Below are 16,636 nucleotides of genomic sequence, written 5' to 3' on the forward strand. Positions count from 1 at the left end.
CGGGAGATACCTGACATGACCGTGAGAATCGCCATCAACGGATTTGGCCGCATTGGCCGAAATGTCGTGCGCGCCATTTACGAATCCGGGCGCAAGGACATCGACATCGTCGCCATCAACGACCTGGGCCCGGTGGAAACCAACGCCCACCTGATGCGCTTCGACTCGGTGCATGGCAAGTTCCCCAAGAGCGTTACGGTGGATGGCGACACGATCCGCATCGAGGGTGGCGACAGCTTCAAGGTGCTGGCCGAGCGCGACCCGAAGAACCTGCCCTGGGGCGATCTCGGCGTCGACATCGTGATGGAATGCACGGGCATCTTCACCGCGCGCGACAAGGCCGCCATGCACCTGGAAGCCGGGGCCAAGCGCGTGCTGGTCTCAGCACCGGCCGATGGCGCGGACAAGACGATCGTCTACGGCGTCAACCATGACACCCTGACGGCTGACGATCACGTCGTTTCCAACGCGTCCTGCACGACCAACTGCCTCTCGCCGGTCGCCAAGGTGCTGCACGACGCCGTCGGCATCGAGAAGGGCATGATGACCACGATCCATTCCTATACCGGCGACCAGCCGACACTGGACACGATGCACAAGGATCTCTATCGCGGCCGCGCTGCCGCCATGAGCATGATCCCGACCTCGACCGGTGCGGCCAAGGCCGTGGGTCTCGTGCTGCCCGAACTCAACGGCAAGCTCGACGGTTTCGCCATGCGCGTGCCGACGCCGAACGTGTCTGTCGTGGACCTCAAGTTCATCGCCAAGAAGGCGACCTCGGTGGCCGAGATCAATGCCGCCATCAAGGCGGCCGCCGACGGTCCGCTCAAGGGCGTGCTGGGCTATACCGAGGCCAAGAACGTCTCCATCGACTTCAACCACGATCCGCATTCCTCCATCTTCCACATGGACCAGACCAAGGTGATGGACGGCACGCTGGTGTCGATCCTGTCATGGTACGACAACGAGTGGGGCTTCTCCAACCGGATGGGCGACACCGCCGTCGCCATGGCGAAGTTCCTCTGACCGGGGTGAGTCGACCGGCTGACTTGACAACCGCCGGGCCGGAAGGTCTGGCGGTTTTCGTTTGCGGGCGGGTTCCTGGCGGGACCCGGACGGCGGCATGAAGACGCTTGCCGCCATGCTCCTCGTCCTGGCTCTTGCCGGCGGCCTTGCCTGGCGGGTGCGCTGCATCTGGCGGGCCTGCCGGCTCGCGCCCGACGAGGGTGCGGCGGGAAACCGGGATGAAGGCGCGCGCCCGCGATAATTTGCCCTACAGCCTGCCGGGCGCCTTGCGCATGTGCGCCGATTGCGGTTTCTGCTAGGGACGGGAAATCAGTGACACGTGAGCGGAGGGAACTTCATGGCCGCCTTCAGGACCATCGACGACATGGGCGACATCGCCGGCAAGCGCGTACTGGTGCGCGTGGACATCAACGTTCCGGTGAAGGACGGCGTGGTGACCGACACGACCCGGATCGAACGCGTTGCGCCGACCATTTCGGAGCTGTCCGCCAAGGGCGCCAAGGTCATCCTGCTGGCCCATTTCGGCCGGCCGAAGGGCGAGGTCGTGCCCGACATGTCGCTCAAGCCGATTGCGCCGGCCATCGAGCAGGTGCTCGACCAGCGCGTCGTCTTCGAGCCGGAAACGGTGGGCGCGGAGGCGCAGGCCGCCATCGGGCGCATGAACAATGGCGACATCCTGCTGCTGGAGAACACCCGCTTTCACAAGGGCGAGGAGAAGAACCTGCCGGACTTCGTGGACGCGCTGGCGGCCAATGGCGACCTCTATGTGAACGACGCCTTCTCGGCGGCGCACCGCGCCCATGCCTCCACCGAGGGCCTGGCGCACAAGCTGCCGGCCTATGCCGGGCGCACCATGCAGGCCGAACTGGAAGCGCTGGAAAAGGGCCTCGGCAATCCGTCGCGCCCCGTCGTGGCCATTGTCGGCGGGGCCAAGGTGTCCACCAAGATCGACCTGTTGCAGAACCTCGTCACCCGCGTCGACGCCCTCGTGATCGGCGGCGGCATGGCCAATACCTTCCTGGCCGCGCAGGGCAAGGACGTGGGCAAGTCGCTGTGCGAGCATGACCTGGCCGACACGGCGCGCGCCATCATGGCGGCGGCGGACAAGGCCGGTTCGACCATCGTTCTGCCCACCGACGCGGTGGTGGCGAAGGAATTCGCGGCCAATGCCGAAAACAGCGTGGTCCCGGTCGATGCGGTGCCCTCCGACGCCATGATCCTGGACACCGGCCCGGCCTCGGTGGAGGTCATCAAGACCTGGATCGGCAAGGCTGCGACAGTGGTGTGGAACGGGCCGCTCGGCGCCTTCGAGATCACGCCGTTCGACGCGGCGACCGTGGCGGCGGCCCGTGCGGCGGCGGAACGCACCACTGCTGGCGAACTCGTCTCGGTGGCGGGCGGCGGCGATACGGTGGCCGCGCTCAACCATGCCGGCGTGGCCGACCAGTTCACCTACGTTTCCACTGCCGGCGGCGCCTTCCTGGAATGGATGGAAGGCAAGGCGCTGCCGGGCGTGGAAGCGCTCAAGGCCTGACGGGGCCGGCATGACGCGGCGCTATCCCGCCTGGGCACCGCTGCTGACCTGGCCGCTCTACCCGGTCTATGCCTGGCAGGGCATCGCCACGCGGTTGCGCACACAGCGGCTCAGCCCCCCGGCAGACGGGCCGGAGGGCTCCATAGCGGGGACCGGTGAACCGTTCCGGCTGCTGGTGGTCGGCGATTCCTCGGCAGCGGGCGTCGGCGTGGAGCGGTTCGCCGATTCGCTGGCCGGACAGCTGTCCGCGATGCTGGCCGAGCGGACCGGCCGGCCGGTGACCTGTCGCGCCGCCGGGGCCAATTCCGCCGTGGCTGCGCAGGTGCGCGACCATGTCGTGCCGCATGTGGAACCGCGCGACTGGACGCATGTCGTGCTGTCGCTCGGCACCAACGACATGAAGAATTTCCACACGCTGCCGCGCTTCAAGCGGGATTTCGGAACCCTGGTCTATGCGGTCAGGACGCGGTTTCCGCAGGCGCGCATCTACTGGCCGGAAATGATCGACATGCGCCGCGTGCCGGCCATGCCATGGGCGCTGGCGCGCATTCTCGACATACGCGCCGATGCGTTCAACGCCAAGGCCGGGCGGCTTTGCAAGGAGCGGGGGGCCTGTCTCGTCCCGGCCCTGCAGGACGTGCAGCCGGAGGGCTTCTCGCAGGACGGCTTCCATGCCAGCGCCGCAGGCTACCGCACCTGGGCGGAGAACCTTGCCCGGGTCATCCTCTCGGAAGAAGAAGGGAGGCTGGCCTCAGACGCCGCCGTGGCCGTCCGACCCGATATAGGCGATGCGCAGCATGTTGGTTGATCCCGGTGTTCCGAAGGGCACGCCGGCGGTGATGATGACGCGGCTGCCGGCCTTGCCGAAACCGTCACGATAGGCGATCGAGCAGGCGCGGTCGACCATGTCGTCCTCGTTGCGGGCATCCTCGGTGACGACGCAGTGCAAACCCCAGGCAAGTGTCAGGCGGCGCGCGGTCTCCGGGATCGGCGACAGGGCGATGACCGGGACCATGGGGCGCTCGCGCGAGGCACGCAGGCCGGTGGTGCCCGAGGAGGTGTAGCAGACGATGGCGGAGAGGTTCAGCGTTTCGGCGATCTGGCGAGCCGCGGCGGCAATGGCATCGGCGCCGGTGGATTCGGGTTCGGAACGCTGCGCCGCGATGATGCCGGGGTAGGTGGGGTCGCGCTCGACCTGCCGGGCGATGGAATCCATCATGGCAACGGCCTCTTCCGGGTAGTCGCCGGCCGCCGATTCGGCCGACAGCATGACCGCGTCGGCGCCCTCGAACAGCGCCGTGGCGACATCGGACACCTCGGCGCGCGTCGGCACGGGGGCAGAGATCATGCTTTCCAGCATCTGCGTGGCGACAACGACGGGCTTGCCCTCGCGCCGGCAGGTGCGGGTGATCTGCTTCTGCAGGCCGGGAACCGATTCGATGGGCATCTCGACGCCGAGATCGCCGCGGGCAACCATGATGGCGTCGGACAGTTCGATGATCTCTGCGAGGCGATGCACGGCCTGCGGCTTCTCGATCTTGGAAAGGATGCCGGCGCGGCCGCGGGCGATCTTGCGCACTTCGGCCAGGTCTTCCGGGCGCTGGATGAAGGACAGCGCGATCCAGTCGACCCCGGTCTCCAGCAGGGCCTGCAGATCGGAGCGGTCCTTGTCGGTCAGGGCGCCGACGGGCAGGTCGGTGTCCGGCAGGGAAACACCCTTCCGGTCGGAGATCTTCGTGCCCGTCACCACGGTGCAGTTGATCTTTCCAGGTGCCGTCGAAACGGCCTTGAGTTGCAGCTTGCCATCGTCGATCAGAAGCCGGTGGCCCGGCTCCACGGAAGCGAGGATCTCGGGATGCGGCAGATGAACGCGGCGGGCGTCGCCGGGTTCGGGATTGTCGTCGAGGACAAACGCCTGACCGGGCTCGAGGGTGGCCTTGCCGTCGGCGAACAGGCCGACGCGCAGCTTGGGTCCCTGCAGGTCGCCCAGGATGGCGATGGGCCGGCCGACGGAGGTCTCGACATCGCGGATTCGCGCGACGAGGTCGCGCATCAGGTCATGGCTCGCATGGCTCATGTTGATGCGGAAAACGTCGGCGCCCGCGCGGCTCAGCTTTTCGATCATTTCCTTCGACGAGGAGGCCGGGCCAAGCGTCGCCACAACCTTGGCCTTGCGATTTCGTCTCACGCTATCCATGGATCCCATCCGGACATTGATTTTTAAATCGTTTTAATTGATGCGGCATACAGGGTCAACCGGATTGGCGACGTTCTCGTGTCAGGGCAAAGCGCCGGGTTCAGTTGCTCGGCGCGGTGCCGGGCGTGGTCGGAATCGCAGGCTCGTCGGTCAATTGCACCATCCAGTTGGCCTGCTCGCCGGTGTCGTATTCCTGGAAGCCGGCGCGCTGGAAGCCACGGGCGAAGCAGTCGTTGATGCCGACGATCTTGAACTCCTTGTCGGCCACGCACATGGTGATCGGCCCGTCCCAGCGCCCGCCGCGCTCCGCATCCTCGGCATAGAGATAGTAGTAGCGCGAGGACAGGTCGCCCTCCACCAGCGTCTTGCAACTGGATGCCTCGATATGCCACCAGCCTTCGGTGATCCAGCCGGAGGCGGCGCGGTATCCGATGGCCACGCCGACGAGGTTCTGCGTGGCGTTGCACACGCGGAAGTCGGCGCGCGCCTGGCCGGTCATCGCCAGGGACGCCAGACAGGTGGCCGCGGCCCAGAACACCGCCGAAGCACCCCACCGAAAAGCCGCCGATCTCATTGCCTGACCTGTATCCGCCCGCGAAGGGTCACACCGTGTTGCATCGCGCCAACCGCCGTTCTTTTTTGGGAAATGTGGACGGGCATGTCAACGCAGCCTACTTCTTGGCCGCAAGTTTGTTTAGAAAGGGGCGCAAATGTCCCGCCTGTCCGTCAACCCCGCGAATGGATGCGGCTGCCCAGCCGCCCTGCCCCTGCCATGACCGTTCCCCAACGTTTTGAAACCTTTGTCACGATTGAAGGCGATGACAGCCTCGGCCTCGTGCTCGTCGCCGACCATGCGCGGCGCGACCTGCCGGGCGAATACGGCTCGCTCGGGCTGCCGGAATGGGAGTTCGAGCGGCACATCGCCTACGACATCGGCGTCGAGGCGGTGACGCGCAAGCTCGCCACGCGGCTCGGAGCACCGGCGGTGATGGCCGGCTTCTCGCGCCTGCTGATCGACCCCAATCGCGGCCCGGACGATCCCACGCTGATCCGCCAGCTCTATGACGGCACGATCATCCCGGGGAACTACCCGATGAGTGAAGCGGAGCGGGAACGGCGCCTGTCGCGTTTCTACCGGCCCTACCATGCCGCGGTGTGGGAACGCATTGCCGCGGTCCAGCGCAAGGGGCCGGGCAATGCGCCCTTCATCGTCTCCATCCATTCCTTCACGCCGGAAATGCAGGGCCGGGCGCGGCCCTGGCACGCGGGCATCCTGTGGGACAGGGACGACCGGGCCGTGCGCCCGCTCATGGAGATGCTTTCAGCCGAACCAGGCCTGATCGTGGGCGACAACGAACCCTATGACGGCGCGCTGAAGGGCGACACGATGTATACCCACGCCATCCGGCCGGGCTTTGCCCATCTACTGATCGAGATCCGGCAGGACCTGATCGCCGACGAGACGGGGCAGGAGGAATGGGCCAGCCGCCTGGCGCCGATGCTTGACGCGATCAACCGGCTGCCCGATATCCATGTCGCGCGCCATTACGGCTCGCGAACCGGACCGGTGGAAAAAGGAGTGCCCGCATGAGCAAGTTGAGCGAGAGCCAGCAGCGTGACCTGGAAGCCGCCGCCTTCCGCCGTCTCGTCAGCCATTTGCGCGAGCGCACGGATGTGCAGAACATCGACCTGATGAACCTGGCGGGGTTCTGCCGCAACTGCCTATCCAACTGGTATCTCGATGCCGCCCGCGATGCCGGAATCGATCTTGGCAAGGACGAAAGCCGGGAGATCATCTACGGCATGCCCTATGATGAGTGGAAGGCGAAGCACCAGGGGCAGGCCAGTGCCAAGCAACTGGCCGATTTCGAGGTCAACCGGCCGAAGGATCACTGACCGGCAAGTGTCCCCGGTTTCCACATGGCGTCACGCCGGCGCTTGACCAAGCCGTCCGGCTGCGGCATCGACAGGGCCATCTGAACTGCCCGCGATTCCCCTTGCACCCTGTCGGGCAAACCATCCGGAGATTTCCCGTGGACGACATCACAGCCGAATCCGAAACCGTTGCCGCCGGCCAGCTTCGCTCGATCATCGAGCGCATCGAGCGGCTGGAGGAAGAGAAGAAGACCATCGCCGACGACATCAAGGATGTCTATGCCGAGGCGAAGGGCAACGGCTTCGACACCAAGGCGCTGCGCACCATCGTGCGGCTGCGCAAGCAGGACGCCAACGAGCGCCAGGAGCAGGAAGCCATGCTGGAGCTCTACAAGGCCGCGCTCGGCATGGCGTGACGCGTTCTGCCCGAACCGTTCTCACTTGTGCAAAGGGGGCTGGTTCCCTCAGAGCCAGCCCTTTTCCTTGAGCCGGCGGACGATGTGGCGCGACAAGAGGTCCGCTCCTGACCCCGACAGGTGGTGTTCGTCGTGGTAGGCCGGCTTGCCGTCGAGGACGAGCCGGCAGCGTCCGCCCGGACGCATGTCGCAGAAGGTTTCCTCAGGCCTGATGCGCATCAAGCGGGGATCGTCCGGAATGGCGTCGAAAAGGGCATGGACCGGGCGCACCCGTTCCAGGAAGCGTTCGTAGCTTGTCGATAACGGCGGATCGTTCCGTATGCCGTTGAGCAGGTCCGCGCCCAGTTTGGCGGGCACATCCCAACCCGCTTCGGGCACGGGATAGATCAGCGCGATGCGCTTTCCCGCATCGAGGTGACGGCGGATGGTCCGGTCCAGCGCGGCTTGCAGGGCCGGCAGACGGCCCGGACTCCAGCGGAAGCTGTCGGGTTCCTCGACGGGAATGTAGTAGCCTTCCGGGCCCCGCGCCTTGCCGCCTTCGCCATTGTCGTACTGGATGCCGTTCACGTAGAGGGCCCAGTGGGCGAGGATGATCAGGGTTCCGGGCGTGCCGTCGCGCTCGAGATAGGCGGCGTAGGCCTGGTTGAACTCCACGCATCTGTTGTTGTCGGCCGCGCGCCGCAGGCCGAGAACCGGCATGCAGCCGGGATAGGTCAACTGGCGCATGGCAGCGCCCTGTTCACCGAGTTTCGCGCCGAGCGTCCGGGCTATTCCCATGGCGTGGCTGTCGCCGAGCAGCCCGAAGGCGGGCGGGTTTCCTTCCTGACCGAAGATGCAGGCACGGGCCTCGATATCGACAGCCGGATCGAGCAGGCGGCAGGGCGCGAGCGCTGCGCTTTCACGCGCATGCAGCGTTGCCAGTTCCCTCAGGTCCGGCGGCAGACGGCCAGGCAGGCCTTCGGTGGCGATCGCCGTCAGTCCGAAACCTGCAAACAGGGCGATCGCCACGGCCGCGCCCGCGAAGACCGTGCGGCGGTTGCCGTAGACCCGGCTTGCCGGGTTGCGGAAGGGCTTCTCGACGTAGCGCCAGCTTGCGAATGCAAGGATGAAGGTGGCAGCGCAGAGCGCGGCCATGATCCATGCCGGCGGATCGCCGGCGCTGCGAATGCGGGCGAAGGCGAACAGGGGCTGGTGCCACAGATAGGCGCTGTAACTGATGAGGCCGATCCAGACGAAGGGCGAAAAGGAAAGAATGCGCGCGGCCGGCGTGCCAGCGCGGGCGAACAGGATGACCAATGCCGTGCCGCCAACCGGCAGCAGGGTCCACAGCGACGGCCATGGCGTGGAGCGTCCCAGCATGACCATGGAAAGAGCCACGGCAAGAAGACCGGCGAGTCCGGCGAGCGGGATGTTCGGCAATCGCGTCTTGCGTTCGGCAATGGCGCACAGAACGCCCGCGCCCAGTTCCCAGATCCGGGTATGGGGTAGGTAGAAGGCAGCATCGGGCCATCGCCTGACCGTGGCCTCGGCAAGGATCAGGCTAACCACGCAAATCGCCAGAAGGATTGCACTGAAACGCCGCCACCCGAAGCGCCAGAAGGCCAGGAGGAGCAGCGGGAAGAGGAGGTAGAACTGTTCCTCGACGCCAAGGCTCCATGTGTGAAGCAGGGGCTTGAGTTCGGCGGCCGTGTCGAAATAGCCGGCGCGCTGCCAGAAGACGAAATTGCTCAGCGATATCGCCGCGGCCCCGGCGGCAAGGCCGAAATACTTGAAGTCGGAGGGAAACATCCACATCCAGGCGAAAGGGATGCAGGCAAGCACGACCACGGCCAGCGCCGGCGCGATGCGCCTGATGCGCCGCTCGTAGAACCGCCAGATCGAGAACCGGCCCGCGTCCATGTCGTCGATCAGGATGCCGGCGATGAGATAGCCGGAAATGACGAAGAAGACGTCGACGCCGGCATAACCTCCGGAAAAAACGGAAGCACCGGCGTGAAACAGGATGACGGGGACGACCGCAAATGCGCGCAGGCCATCGATTTCCGAGCGGTATTTCATGACGAGCGGCGTTCCCGGCTGAGGTCGGCTCACCGTCTAGCGTCATATTCGAATGTCATGCAATAGCGAGGGAAGGAGAAGGGCCGCGGTCAGTGCTTGCGGCTGAGCTGCCGTGTCGCCTCCTCCAGACCCTTGAGGGTGAGGGGATACATGCGGTCGGAAAAGATGTCGCGGATCATGCGGATGGAATGGGTGTAGTCCCAATGGGCCTTGCGCACCGGGTTGATCCATGCGGCATTCGGCCATTGGGCCAGCGCGCGTTGCAGCCAGACGGCGCCCGGCTCAGCGTTCCAGTGCTCCACCGACCCGCCGGCATAGGCGATCTCGTAGGGGCTCATGGACGCATCGCCGACAAAGATCACCTTGTAGTCGGGCCCGTATTTGTGGAGCACGTCGAAGGTGGGCATGACCTCGGCGTGGCGCCGGCGGTTGTCCTTCCACAGGCCCTCGTAGAGGCAGTTGTGGAAGTAGAAATAGTCCATGTGCTTGAACTCGGCGCGGGCGGCGGAGAACAATTCCTCCACGACGCGGATGTGGTCGTCCATCGAGCCACCCACATCGAAGAACATCAGGAGCTTGACCGCGTTGCGCCGTTCGGGCCGTGTCTGCGGGTCTAGATAGCCGTGCTCGGCGGTGGCGCGGATGGTCCCGGGCAGGTCGAATTCCTCCTCCGCACCCTCGCGGACCCAGCGGCGCAGGCGCTTCAGCGCGACCTTGATGTTGCGCGTGCCGATCTCGACGCCGTCGTCGAAGTTCCTGAATTCGCGCTTGTCCCAGACCTTCACGGCGCGGCGGTGCCGGCTTTCGTGCTGGCCGATGCGCACACCCTCGGGGTTGTAGCCATAGGCGCCGAAAGGCGAGGTTCCGGCCGTGCCGATCCACTTGGAGCCGCCCTGGTGGCGGCCCTTCTGTTCCTCCAGCCGCTGTTTCAGCGTCTCCATCAGCTTTTCGAAGCCGCCAAGGCTTTCGACCAGCTTCTTTTCCTCGTCGGTGAGGTGCTTTTCGGCCAGCCGGCGGAGCCATTCCTCCGGCAGGTTCATCACGTCCACCGCGCCCTCGCCGGAGACCGCTTCCACGCCCTTGAAGGCATGGGAGAACACCTGGTCGAAACGGTCGATGTAACGCTCGTCCTTCACCAGTGCCGTGCGGGCGAGATAGTAGAAGCCCTCGACGTCATAGGTGACGAGCCCGGCTTCCATGCCTTCCAGCAGCGAGAGAAACTCGCGCAGGGAAACGGGGATCTTGGCGGCCTTGAGTTCAAGGAAGAAGGGTATGAACATGGGCGGCAGGATAGACGGCCGGATTGGCCTTGTCAGCCCGTTTCATGCTGCATATTCTGGTTGATGCAATCTTTCAGGACAACCTTTTTCAAGCCTTGAGAGATCCATATCCTGCGCCAGTGGCGTAGAAAACCATTGAACTTGCTGCGCCGCTGGCGTATATGATGGGCCTGTGCATGATGCTGAGGATCGAGATCGCGGAGACCGAGCGCTTCAAGCTCGATTGTGCGATGTACGGGCTGGAAGAGACGGTCAAGGCGCGCAAGCTGGAACAGCTTCGTTCGGATCCTGTCATCGGTGTCCAGAAAAATGGTCAATCGCGGCTATGGGAGTGGCATTCGGCTGGGTTCGTGTTCACTTATGTGCTGACGGACGATCTTTCCCGTCTGATCCTCGTGGAACTACGCCCGGCATCGGCCCCGGAAACGGGGTTGTCAGACCGGTTCTGGCTCTGGGTCGACCGGATCGGAAAGCTGAAAAGGCTGTTTGGAGTATAGGCAATGGCGCGGATCAAGGCGAAGAAGACACCGGAACAGGCGGCAGCCGATCTCGCGGAGTCGCTCGAGCAGGCCTACATGTGGTTCAACGGCGATGATTCGAAAGTCACCGTCCACACCTTCGAGATCGAAGTGCCCGATGTGGCCAAGCTACGCAAGAAGCTGAAACTCACGCAGGAAGGCTTCGCGACCAAGCTCGGCATTCCGGTCACCACGCTGCGCAACTGGGAGCAGGGGCGGCGCTATCCGACCGGTCCGGCGCGCAAGCTGCTCTCGCTGATCGAGAAACGGCCGGAACTGGTGCTGGACCTGGAAGGGGTGGACTGAACCGGCATCCGGCATCGCCCGCCGCCCGGAAAATCAAGGCCCCGGACAGATGCTGTCCGGGGCCTTGCCATGCTTGCCTCCGCCCGGGGCGCATGAACCTTGATGCCAGGCGGTCAGGCCGCCCGTGCGCGCGCGTCGAAGGGAATCTCGACATCCACCTCGAGGGTCGAGACAGGCATGCCGCGTTCCATCTTGACGCGCACATGACGGCTGTCGACCTGCACATGCTTGGCGATCACGGCGAGGATCTCCTCGCGCAGGACCGCGACGAGATCGAAACCGCTGACGGATGCCCGTTCGTGGGCAAGGAGTATCTGAAGCCGTTCCCGCGCCGCCGAGGCGGACGCCCGCTTCCGGAAAAAGCCCAGGATTTTCATGCAGCCTTCCTTCCGAAGATCTTCTCGAAGAAACTGCGCCTCTCGCCGGGGACGGTCACCGGAACCGCCTCGCCGGCCAGCCGCCGCGCGGCGTTGAAATAGGCCTGGGCGGTGGTGCTCGACGCATCGCACAGGGTCACGGGCGAGCCGATGTTGGAGGCGCGCAGGATGTTCGGGCTCTCCGGGATGATGCCCAGCAGCGGGATCGACAGGATCTCGAGCACATCGTCGACATTCAGCATGTCGCCGCTGGCAGCCCGGTTGGGATCGTAACGGTTCAGGAGGAGGTGCTTCTCGACGCGCTCGCCGGCTTCCGCCTTGGCCGTCTTGGAATCGAGCAGGCCGATGATGCGGTCGGAATCGCGCACCGAAGACACTTCCGGATTGGTGACGACGATGGCGGCGTCGGCATGGCGCATGGCCAGCGTGGCGCCGCGCTCGATCCCGGCCGGGCTGTCACAGATGACCCAGTCGAAGGCGCTTTTCAGCGCCGTGATCACCTTCTCCACGCCTTCAGCCGTCAGCTTGTCCTTGTCGCGGGTCTGGGAAGCCGGCAGCAGGTAGAGCGACTGGAGGCGCTTGTCGCGAATCAGCGCCTGCGCCAGCTTCGCCTCGCCCTGGATCACGTTGATCAGGTCATAGACGACGCGCCGCTCGGCGCCCATGACCAGGTCGAGATTGCGCAGGCCCACGTCGAAATCCACCACGACGACCTTGTCGCCGTTCTGCGCCAGGGCCGCGCCGAGCGCCGCCGTCGACGTCGTCTTGCCCACCCCGCCCTTGCCGGACGTGACCACGATCACCTTGCCCATTCCGTTCTCCCTCTTCGAACCCAGCCGGGTTCAGTTGAATCGCTGCGCCAATATGCTTTCGCCTTCCAGCCAGAGTTGCACGGGCTGGCCATGCAGGCCGGGATCCAGATCCTCGGAGGTCTGGTAATATCCGGCGATCGCGACGAGTTCGGCCTCCAGCCGGCGGCAGAAGATGCGTGCCCGGCCATCGCCGCCCGATCCGGCCATCACGCGTCCGCGCAACGTGCCGTAGACGTGGACGGAACCGCCAGCGATGACCTCGGCACCCGAAGCGACGGAACCGATAATGGTGATGTCGCCATCGCTGACCAGGGCCTGTCCGGATCGCACCGGCTCGGTGACCATGAGCGCGGGGGCATTCGCCGGTTCCGTTGCCGGCGTCTGCCCCGGTGCCATGGCGCCACCCTCATCGTCGCCCTCCACGGCCGATGCGGGCAGGCCGCCGCTCATGGCGGGCGGCAGATCGGGCCCGAGTTCGGTCGCGCCGGCCCCCTCGATCCCCATGATGCGGACATTCCTGTCGGCCAACCGCATGACGAGATCGCGCAGCATGGCGCCGTCAATCTCCATTCCGGTCACGTCGAGCATGACGGGGCGCTTGAGGAAGTAACCCGCCGAACGGGAAGCGAGCGCGTCGAAACGCTCGAACCAGTCGTCGAGCGGCAGTTCCGGGCTCAGGACGATGGCCAGGAACGAGCGTCCCTTGAGGCGAATGGCTTGGGTCGTGCCGGTTAACACTCTGGTCATCCAGGTAAAGATTCTCTTACCTGATGGATAGGTTAACCATGGTTAACAAATGGTTAACGGGGCGCCCCGCGCCATGCCGCCAGATGGCAGTCCGGCGGGTGGCCTAACGGGCATACTTGATGAAGGGCGTCACCGTGGCGACACGGTCATAGAGCCTGCGGGCTTCATGGTTGAATTCCTGCGTCAGCCAGTAGACCGCGGGACATCCTTGCGCGTCGGCGGCGGCATAGACCGCCTCGATCAATGCGCGTCCGACACCGGTGCCGCGCACCTGCGGATCGGCATAGAGGTCCTGCAGATAGCAGACGTCCTCGATCTTCCAGCCGTGGCGATGGAACAGGAAATGGACAAGGCCGACCGGCCTGCCATCCTTCAGCGCCAGCAGGCCGCGAAATTCGCCCGGAGCCCCGGCATTGCCGCGCAGAATGCGTTCGAAGGACGAGCGGTATACCTCTTCGGACACCGCTGTCTCGTAGAAGTCCAGATAGGCCGTCCAGAGCCGGCGCCATTGCTCTTCATCTCCGGCTTCCAGCGGCCGGATCGTCAGTCCCGCGATTTGCGTCATCACATCCTCACAATCACAGCCATTGGCGGTCGCGTCCGATATCATCCATGTCGAAGGGAGTGGTCTGGTAGACCTGGTTGATCCAGTTGCCGAACAGGAGATGGGCGTGGGAGCGCCAGCGATTGAGCGGCTGGTTGGCCGGGTTGTCGTCCGGGTAGTAGTTGTGCGGCACTGAAATCGGCACATGGGCCGCGACATCGCGCTCGTACTCCTCCTTCAGCGAGGTGGAATCATACTCGATGTGATTGAAGATGTAGAGCCGGTTGCCGGCCTTCTCGGATATCAGGCAGGGACCGGTGTCGGGGCTGTCCATCAGCAGTTCCAGGCCGTTCTTGCCTTCCAGGTCGGCCTTGCGCACCTCTGTCCAGCGCGAGACCGGGATCTGGAAATCGTCCGAAAAGCCGGCGAGATAGGGCGAGACGGGGTTGAGGTTCTTGTGGCGGTAGACGCCGAACGCCTTCTTTTCCAGCGCGTATTTCGGCACCTTGTGGAAGTGCCAGATGGCGGCCATGGCGCCCCAGCAGATGTTGAAGGTGGAGTGGACGTTGGTTACCGTCCAGTCGAAGATGGCTTCCATTTCCTCCCAGTAGGCCACGTCCTCGAAGGGCAGCAGTTCAATAGGCGCGCCGGTGATGATGAATCCGTCGAACTTGCGGTGCCGGACTTCTTCCCAGGTCTGGTAGAAGGAAATCAGGTGATCGGCCGGCGTGTTCTTCGGCGTGTGGCCGCTCACGCGCACCAGCGAGAACTCGATCTGAAGCGGTGTGGCACCGATCAGCCGCGCGATCTGGGTCTCGGTGCGGATCTTGTTGGGCATCAGGTTCAGGAGCGCGATCTGCAACGGCCGGATGTCCTGGCGAATCGCGGATGATTCGTTCATCACGGACACGCCCTCGCGCACGAGGATGTCGCGGGCGGGGAGGGCATCGGGAATGCGGATCGGCATGTTCGGACTCCAGAACTCTAACGACCGGCCGCAATGACTTCGCTGCCGGTTCCGTGACGCTCCTGCTGTCCGCGGCCCTTTTAGCGAGTTGTTTTACGTGGCTGCAAGCCGGCCGGCCAAATCACCACGGCGGCGAAACTAGCGCTTGGCGCTCACAGGGTCAATCTGCCACGTCATTTGCCGCAAGTGCGACAACAGTTGGCCTCGCTTTTGACGGAAAAAACGTTTACCGGGCAGAAAACAAGATCACCAGACTTTGCCGCCTGGCGGCGGACGGGGAGGACCATGAAGGATACAAAGCGCTGGAGCGGCCGCTTGCGGTCGTTCGCACAAGCCGATGACAGGCGCGGATTTCGCGAACTGGCATTGACGCTCGGACTCCTGGCTGTGCTCTGGCTGGCGGCGGCGCTGCTTTTTGCCGCAGGCCATTGGCTGCTGTCGCTGCCGCTTCTGCCGCTTGCGGCGCTCATGCTGGTGCGGCTGTTCATCATCCAGCACGATTGCGGTCACGGTTCGCTGTTCACCACGGCGGCGCTGAACGACCGAGTCGGCAGGTTGCTCGGCGTGCTGACCTTCACACCCTATGGCTACTGGCGCCACAGCCACAACCTGCATCATGCCGGTTCCGGCAATCTCGACCGGCGCGGCATCGGCGACATCAGCACGCTGACGACGGAGGAATACCGCGCGCTGGGCTTGTGGGGCCGGCTTGCCTATCGCGCCTACCGCCATCCGCTGGTGATGTTCGTCATCGGGCCGGCCTATGTGTTCCTGGTCCAGCAACGCTGGCCTTCGGGTTTCACCGACCGCCGTGAAGCCTGGGTTTCCGCGCTCGGCACCAATGCCGGGATTCTCCTTTTCCACGGCGCGTTGTGGTACGTCTTCGGCTGGCAGGTGATGTTGGCGGTCCATCTTCCGGTGATCCTGATGGGCGCGGTGGCCGGCGTGTGGCTCTTCTACATCCAGCACCAGTTCGACCCGACCTTCTGGGCGCGGGCGCCGGAATGGGAGCGCGAGCAGGCCGCCCTCGAGGGATCCTCGTTCTATGACCTGCCGCGGCCGCTGATGTGGGCCACCGGCTATATCGGCATCCACCATGTGCATCACCTTGCGGCGCGCGTGCCCTTCTGGCGCCTGCCCGAAGTGCTGAAGGCCTATCCGGAATTCCGCGACAAGGGCCGCCTGACCTTCTGGCAGAGCCTGAAATGCGTCCGCCTGACGCTATGGGATGAGCCCACCCACAGGTTGGTCTCCTTTGCCGACTTCAGGCGGATGGAGGCGGCGTAGGCGCGGCCTGGCCGGCCGCCTCGCGCCCTTTCGGGCTCATGGCGTAGATCCCGGTCGCGACCCTCTCGAACCAGCCATAGTGATTGTCCGCCATGATGCGCCGGGCCGTTTCCACCCCGGTCGCACGGGCCACGAGCGCGGCCTTGCTTGGCCCGTTGCACGCCAGATGGGCGAGGCAGAGCATGGCGTCCTGGCGGTAGGCCGTCGTGATGGCGGTGCGCACGGACCCGCCGGTATTCGGATCGCCGACAAGCCGTTCGAACTCCCTGAGAAGGCGGCCCTTGCGCGGCTTCGACTTGCGCGGGCTGTAGGGGGCCGGATCGAGGCGGATCTCTGCGAAGCCGTCGGCCAGGCGGATGGTGATGAGGCCGAGGCCGAGCCGCCGGCACAGCGCGATGTTCGCCTTCAACGCCTTGTGAAATGCCGCACCGGTCCCGCGCGGCACGGCGACATAGACATGGTCGGTGATCTTCTGGCGCTCGATGGCCTGATGGAAAAGGGTCAATGAAAACCCGGCCTTCAATTCCACGATCACCGGATCCTCGCCGCCGCGCCTTGCGACGATGTCGGCCGCGCCGATCTCACCCTTGACCGTGTAGCCCTGGCGTTCCAGCAGGGCCTTGACGGGCTGGTAGAGATCGGTTTCGCGCGGGCGAACCCTGCCGCCACCGGCGCCGGCCCGCCCGGCCATG

At 64.9% G+C, this 16,636-nt stretch carries 20 protein-coding genes and 1 riboswitch; of the genes, 10 read left to right on the forward strand and 10 right to left on the reverse strand.

The features are described 5' to 3' along the window. The first annotated feature begins 15 nt into the window (after positions 1–15). From gap to ACLB6G_RS04020, 4 genes are all read left to right on the forward strand, one after another. Positions 16–1,026, forward strand: coding sequence for a type I glyceraldehyde-3-phosphate dehydrogenase (gene gap, locus ACLB6G_RS04005; protein ID WP_410354812.1), 1,011 nt, complete (start codon positions 16–18; stop codon positions 1,024–1,026). A gap of 97 nt (positions 1,027–1,123) precedes the next feature. After that, a complete protein-coding gene (locus ACLB6G_RS04010; RefSeq protein ID WP_410354813.1) occupies positions 1,124–1,267 on the forward strand; it encodes a hypothetical protein in 144 nt (47 codons plus the stop codon). A gap of 96 nt (positions 1,268–1,363) precedes the next feature. Then, a complete protein-coding gene (locus ACLB6G_RS04015; protein ID WP_410354814.1) occupies positions 1,364–2,560 on the forward strand; it encodes a phosphoglycerate kinase in 1,197 nt (398 codons plus the stop codon). Positions 2,561–2,570: 10 nt separating this feature from the next. Continuing rightward, positions 2,571–3,368: an SGNH/GDSL hydrolase family protein gene (locus ACLB6G_RS04020; protein WP_410354815.1), complete on the forward strand. Its 798-nt coding sequence runs from the start codon at positions 2,571–2,573 to the stop codon at positions 3,366–3,368. On the opposite strand, the gene pyk is transcribed toward ACLB6G_RS04020, so the two are convergent. Next, positions 3,312–4,748 carry a pyruvate kinase gene (gene pyk, locus ACLB6G_RS04025; protein ID WP_410355164.1) on the reverse strand — a complete coding sequence of 479 codons (1,437 nt, stop codon included), beginning with the start codon at positions 4,746–4,748 and terminating at the stop codon, positions 3,312–3,314. The two genes, ACLB6G_RS04020 and pyk, sit on opposite strands and share 57 nt — an antisense overlap. Before the next feature lie 109 nt (positions 4,749–4,857). Next, positions 4,858–5,331 carry a DUF1036 domain-containing protein gene (locus ACLB6G_RS04030; protein WP_410354816.1) on the reverse strand — a complete coding sequence of 158 codons (474 nt, stop codon included), beginning with the start codon at positions 5,329–5,331 and terminating at the stop codon, positions 4,858–4,860. 198 nt (positions 5,332–5,529) lie between these two features. Here ACLB6G_RS04030 and ACLB6G_RS04035 point away from each other — a divergent pair, with 198 nt between their 5' ends. The 3 genes from ACLB6G_RS04035 to ACLB6G_RS04045 all read left to right on the forward strand — a co-directional run bounded on the left by ACLB6G_RS04035 (position 5,530) and on the right by ACLB6G_RS04045 (position 7,048). After that, a complete protein-coding gene (locus ACLB6G_RS04035) occupies positions 5,530–6,348 on the forward strand; it encodes an N-formylglutamate amidohydrolase (RefSeq protein WP_410354817.1) in 819 nt (272 codons plus the stop codon). Continuing rightward, positions 6,345–6,653: a DUF1244 domain-containing protein gene (locus ACLB6G_RS04040; protein ID WP_410354818.1), complete on the forward strand. Its 309-nt coding sequence runs from the start codon at positions 6,345–6,347 to the stop codon at positions 6,651–6,653. The genes ACLB6G_RS04035 and ACLB6G_RS04040 overlap by 4 nt, the downstream gene beginning before the upstream one ends. Positions 6,654–6,790: 137 nt before the next feature. Further along, positions 6,791–7,048, forward strand: a complete 258-nt coding sequence (locus ACLB6G_RS04045) for a DUF2312 domain-containing protein (protein ID WP_410354819.1) — start codon at positions 6,791–6,793, stop codon at positions 7,046–7,048. A 48-nt stretch (positions 7,049–7,096) separates the two neighbouring features. Here the strand turns inward: ACLB6G_RS04045 and ACLB6G_RS04050 are convergent, their stop codons facing one another. Together ACLB6G_RS04050 and ACLB6G_RS04055 are read right to left on the reverse strand one after the other, a co-directional pair. Continuing rightward, complete coding sequence (locus tag ACLB6G_RS04050; RefSeq protein ID WP_410354820.1) at positions 7,097–9,139, reverse strand: acyltransferase family protein; 2,043 nt, start codon at positions 9,137–9,139, stop codon at positions 7,097–7,099. Between the two features lie 56 nt (positions 9,140–9,195). Next, complete coding sequence (locus tag ACLB6G_RS04055) at positions 9,196–10,386, reverse strand: vWA domain-containing protein (RefSeq protein ID WP_410354821.1); 1,191 nt, start codon at positions 10,384–10,386, stop codon at positions 9,196–9,198. A gap of 176 nt (positions 10,387–10,562) precedes the next feature. Between ACLB6G_RS04055 and ACLB6G_RS04060 the strand changes: the two genes are divergently transcribed. Continuing rightward, positions 10,563–10,883, forward strand: a complete 321-nt coding sequence (locus tag ACLB6G_RS04060) for a hypothetical protein (protein WP_410354822.1) — start codon at positions 10,563–10,565, stop codon at positions 10,881–10,883. 3 nt (positions 10,884–10,886) lie between these two features. Then, positions 10,887–11,210: a helix-turn-helix domain-containing protein gene (locus ACLB6G_RS04065; RefSeq protein ID WP_410354823.1), complete on the forward strand. Its 324-nt coding sequence runs from the start codon at positions 10,887–10,889 to the stop codon at positions 11,208–11,210. Positions 11,211–11,323: 113 nt separating this feature from the next. On the opposite strand, the gene minE is transcribed toward ACLB6G_RS04065, so the two are convergent. From minE to metA, 5 genes are all read right to left on the reverse strand, one after another. Next, a complete protein-coding gene (gene minE / locus ACLB6G_RS04070; protein WP_410354824.1) occupies positions 11,324–11,587 on the reverse strand; it encodes a cell division topological specificity factor MinE in 264 nt (87 codons plus the stop codon). Continuing rightward, positions 11,584–12,399, reverse strand: coding sequence for a septum site-determining protein MinD (minD, locus tag ACLB6G_RS04075; RefSeq protein ID WP_410354825.1), 816 nt, complete (start codon positions 12,397–12,399; stop codon positions 11,584–11,586). The genes minE and minD overlap by 4 nt, the downstream gene beginning before the upstream one ends. Positions 12,400–12,429: 30 nt before the next feature. Then, positions 12,430–13,146: a septum site-determining protein MinC gene (gene minC, locus ACLB6G_RS04080; protein WP_410354826.1), complete on the reverse strand. Its 717-nt coding sequence runs from the start codon at positions 13,144–13,146 to the stop codon at positions 12,430–12,432. Between the two features lie 103 nt (positions 13,147–13,249). Beyond that, positions 13,250–13,711, reverse strand: coding sequence for a GNAT family N-acetyltransferase (locus ACLB6G_RS04085; RefSeq protein WP_410354827.1), 462 nt, complete (start codon positions 13,709–13,711; stop codon positions 13,250–13,252). Between the two features lie 13 nt (positions 13,712–13,724). Further along, on the reverse strand, positions 13,725–14,657 hold the full coding sequence (gene metA / locus ACLB6G_RS04090; RefSeq protein WP_410354828.1) for a homoserine O-acetyltransferase MetA: 933 nt from the start codon (positions 14,655–14,657) through the stop codon (positions 13,725–13,727). 59 nt (positions 14,658–14,716) lie between these two features. Further along, positions 14,717–14,795: riboswitch (SAM riboswitch) on the reverse strand. A 147-nt stretch (positions 14,796–14,942) separates the two neighbouring features. Between metA and ACLB6G_RS04095 the strand changes: the two genes are divergently transcribed. Continuing rightward, positions 14,943–15,944, forward strand: a complete 1,002-nt coding sequence (locus ACLB6G_RS04095; RefSeq protein ID WP_410354829.1) for a fatty acid desaturase — start codon at positions 14,943–14,945, stop codon at positions 15,942–15,944. Here ACLB6G_RS04095 and ACLB6G_RS04100 read toward each other — a convergent pair. Beyond that, a complete protein-coding gene (locus ACLB6G_RS04100) occupies positions 15,922–16,635 on the reverse strand; it encodes a DUF2161 domain-containing phosphodiesterase (protein ID WP_410354830.1) in 714 nt (237 codons plus the stop codon). The two genes, ACLB6G_RS04095 and ACLB6G_RS04100, sit on opposite strands and share 23 nt — an antisense overlap. Position 16,636: the final 1 nt, after the last annotated feature.

The sequence above is a fragment of the Zhengella sedimenti genome (genome assembly GCF_046506625.1).
In the GTDB taxonomy this organism is placed as follows: Bacteria; Pseudomonadota; Alphaproteobacteria; order Rhizobiales; family Rhizobiaceae; genus Zhengella; species Zhengella sedimenti.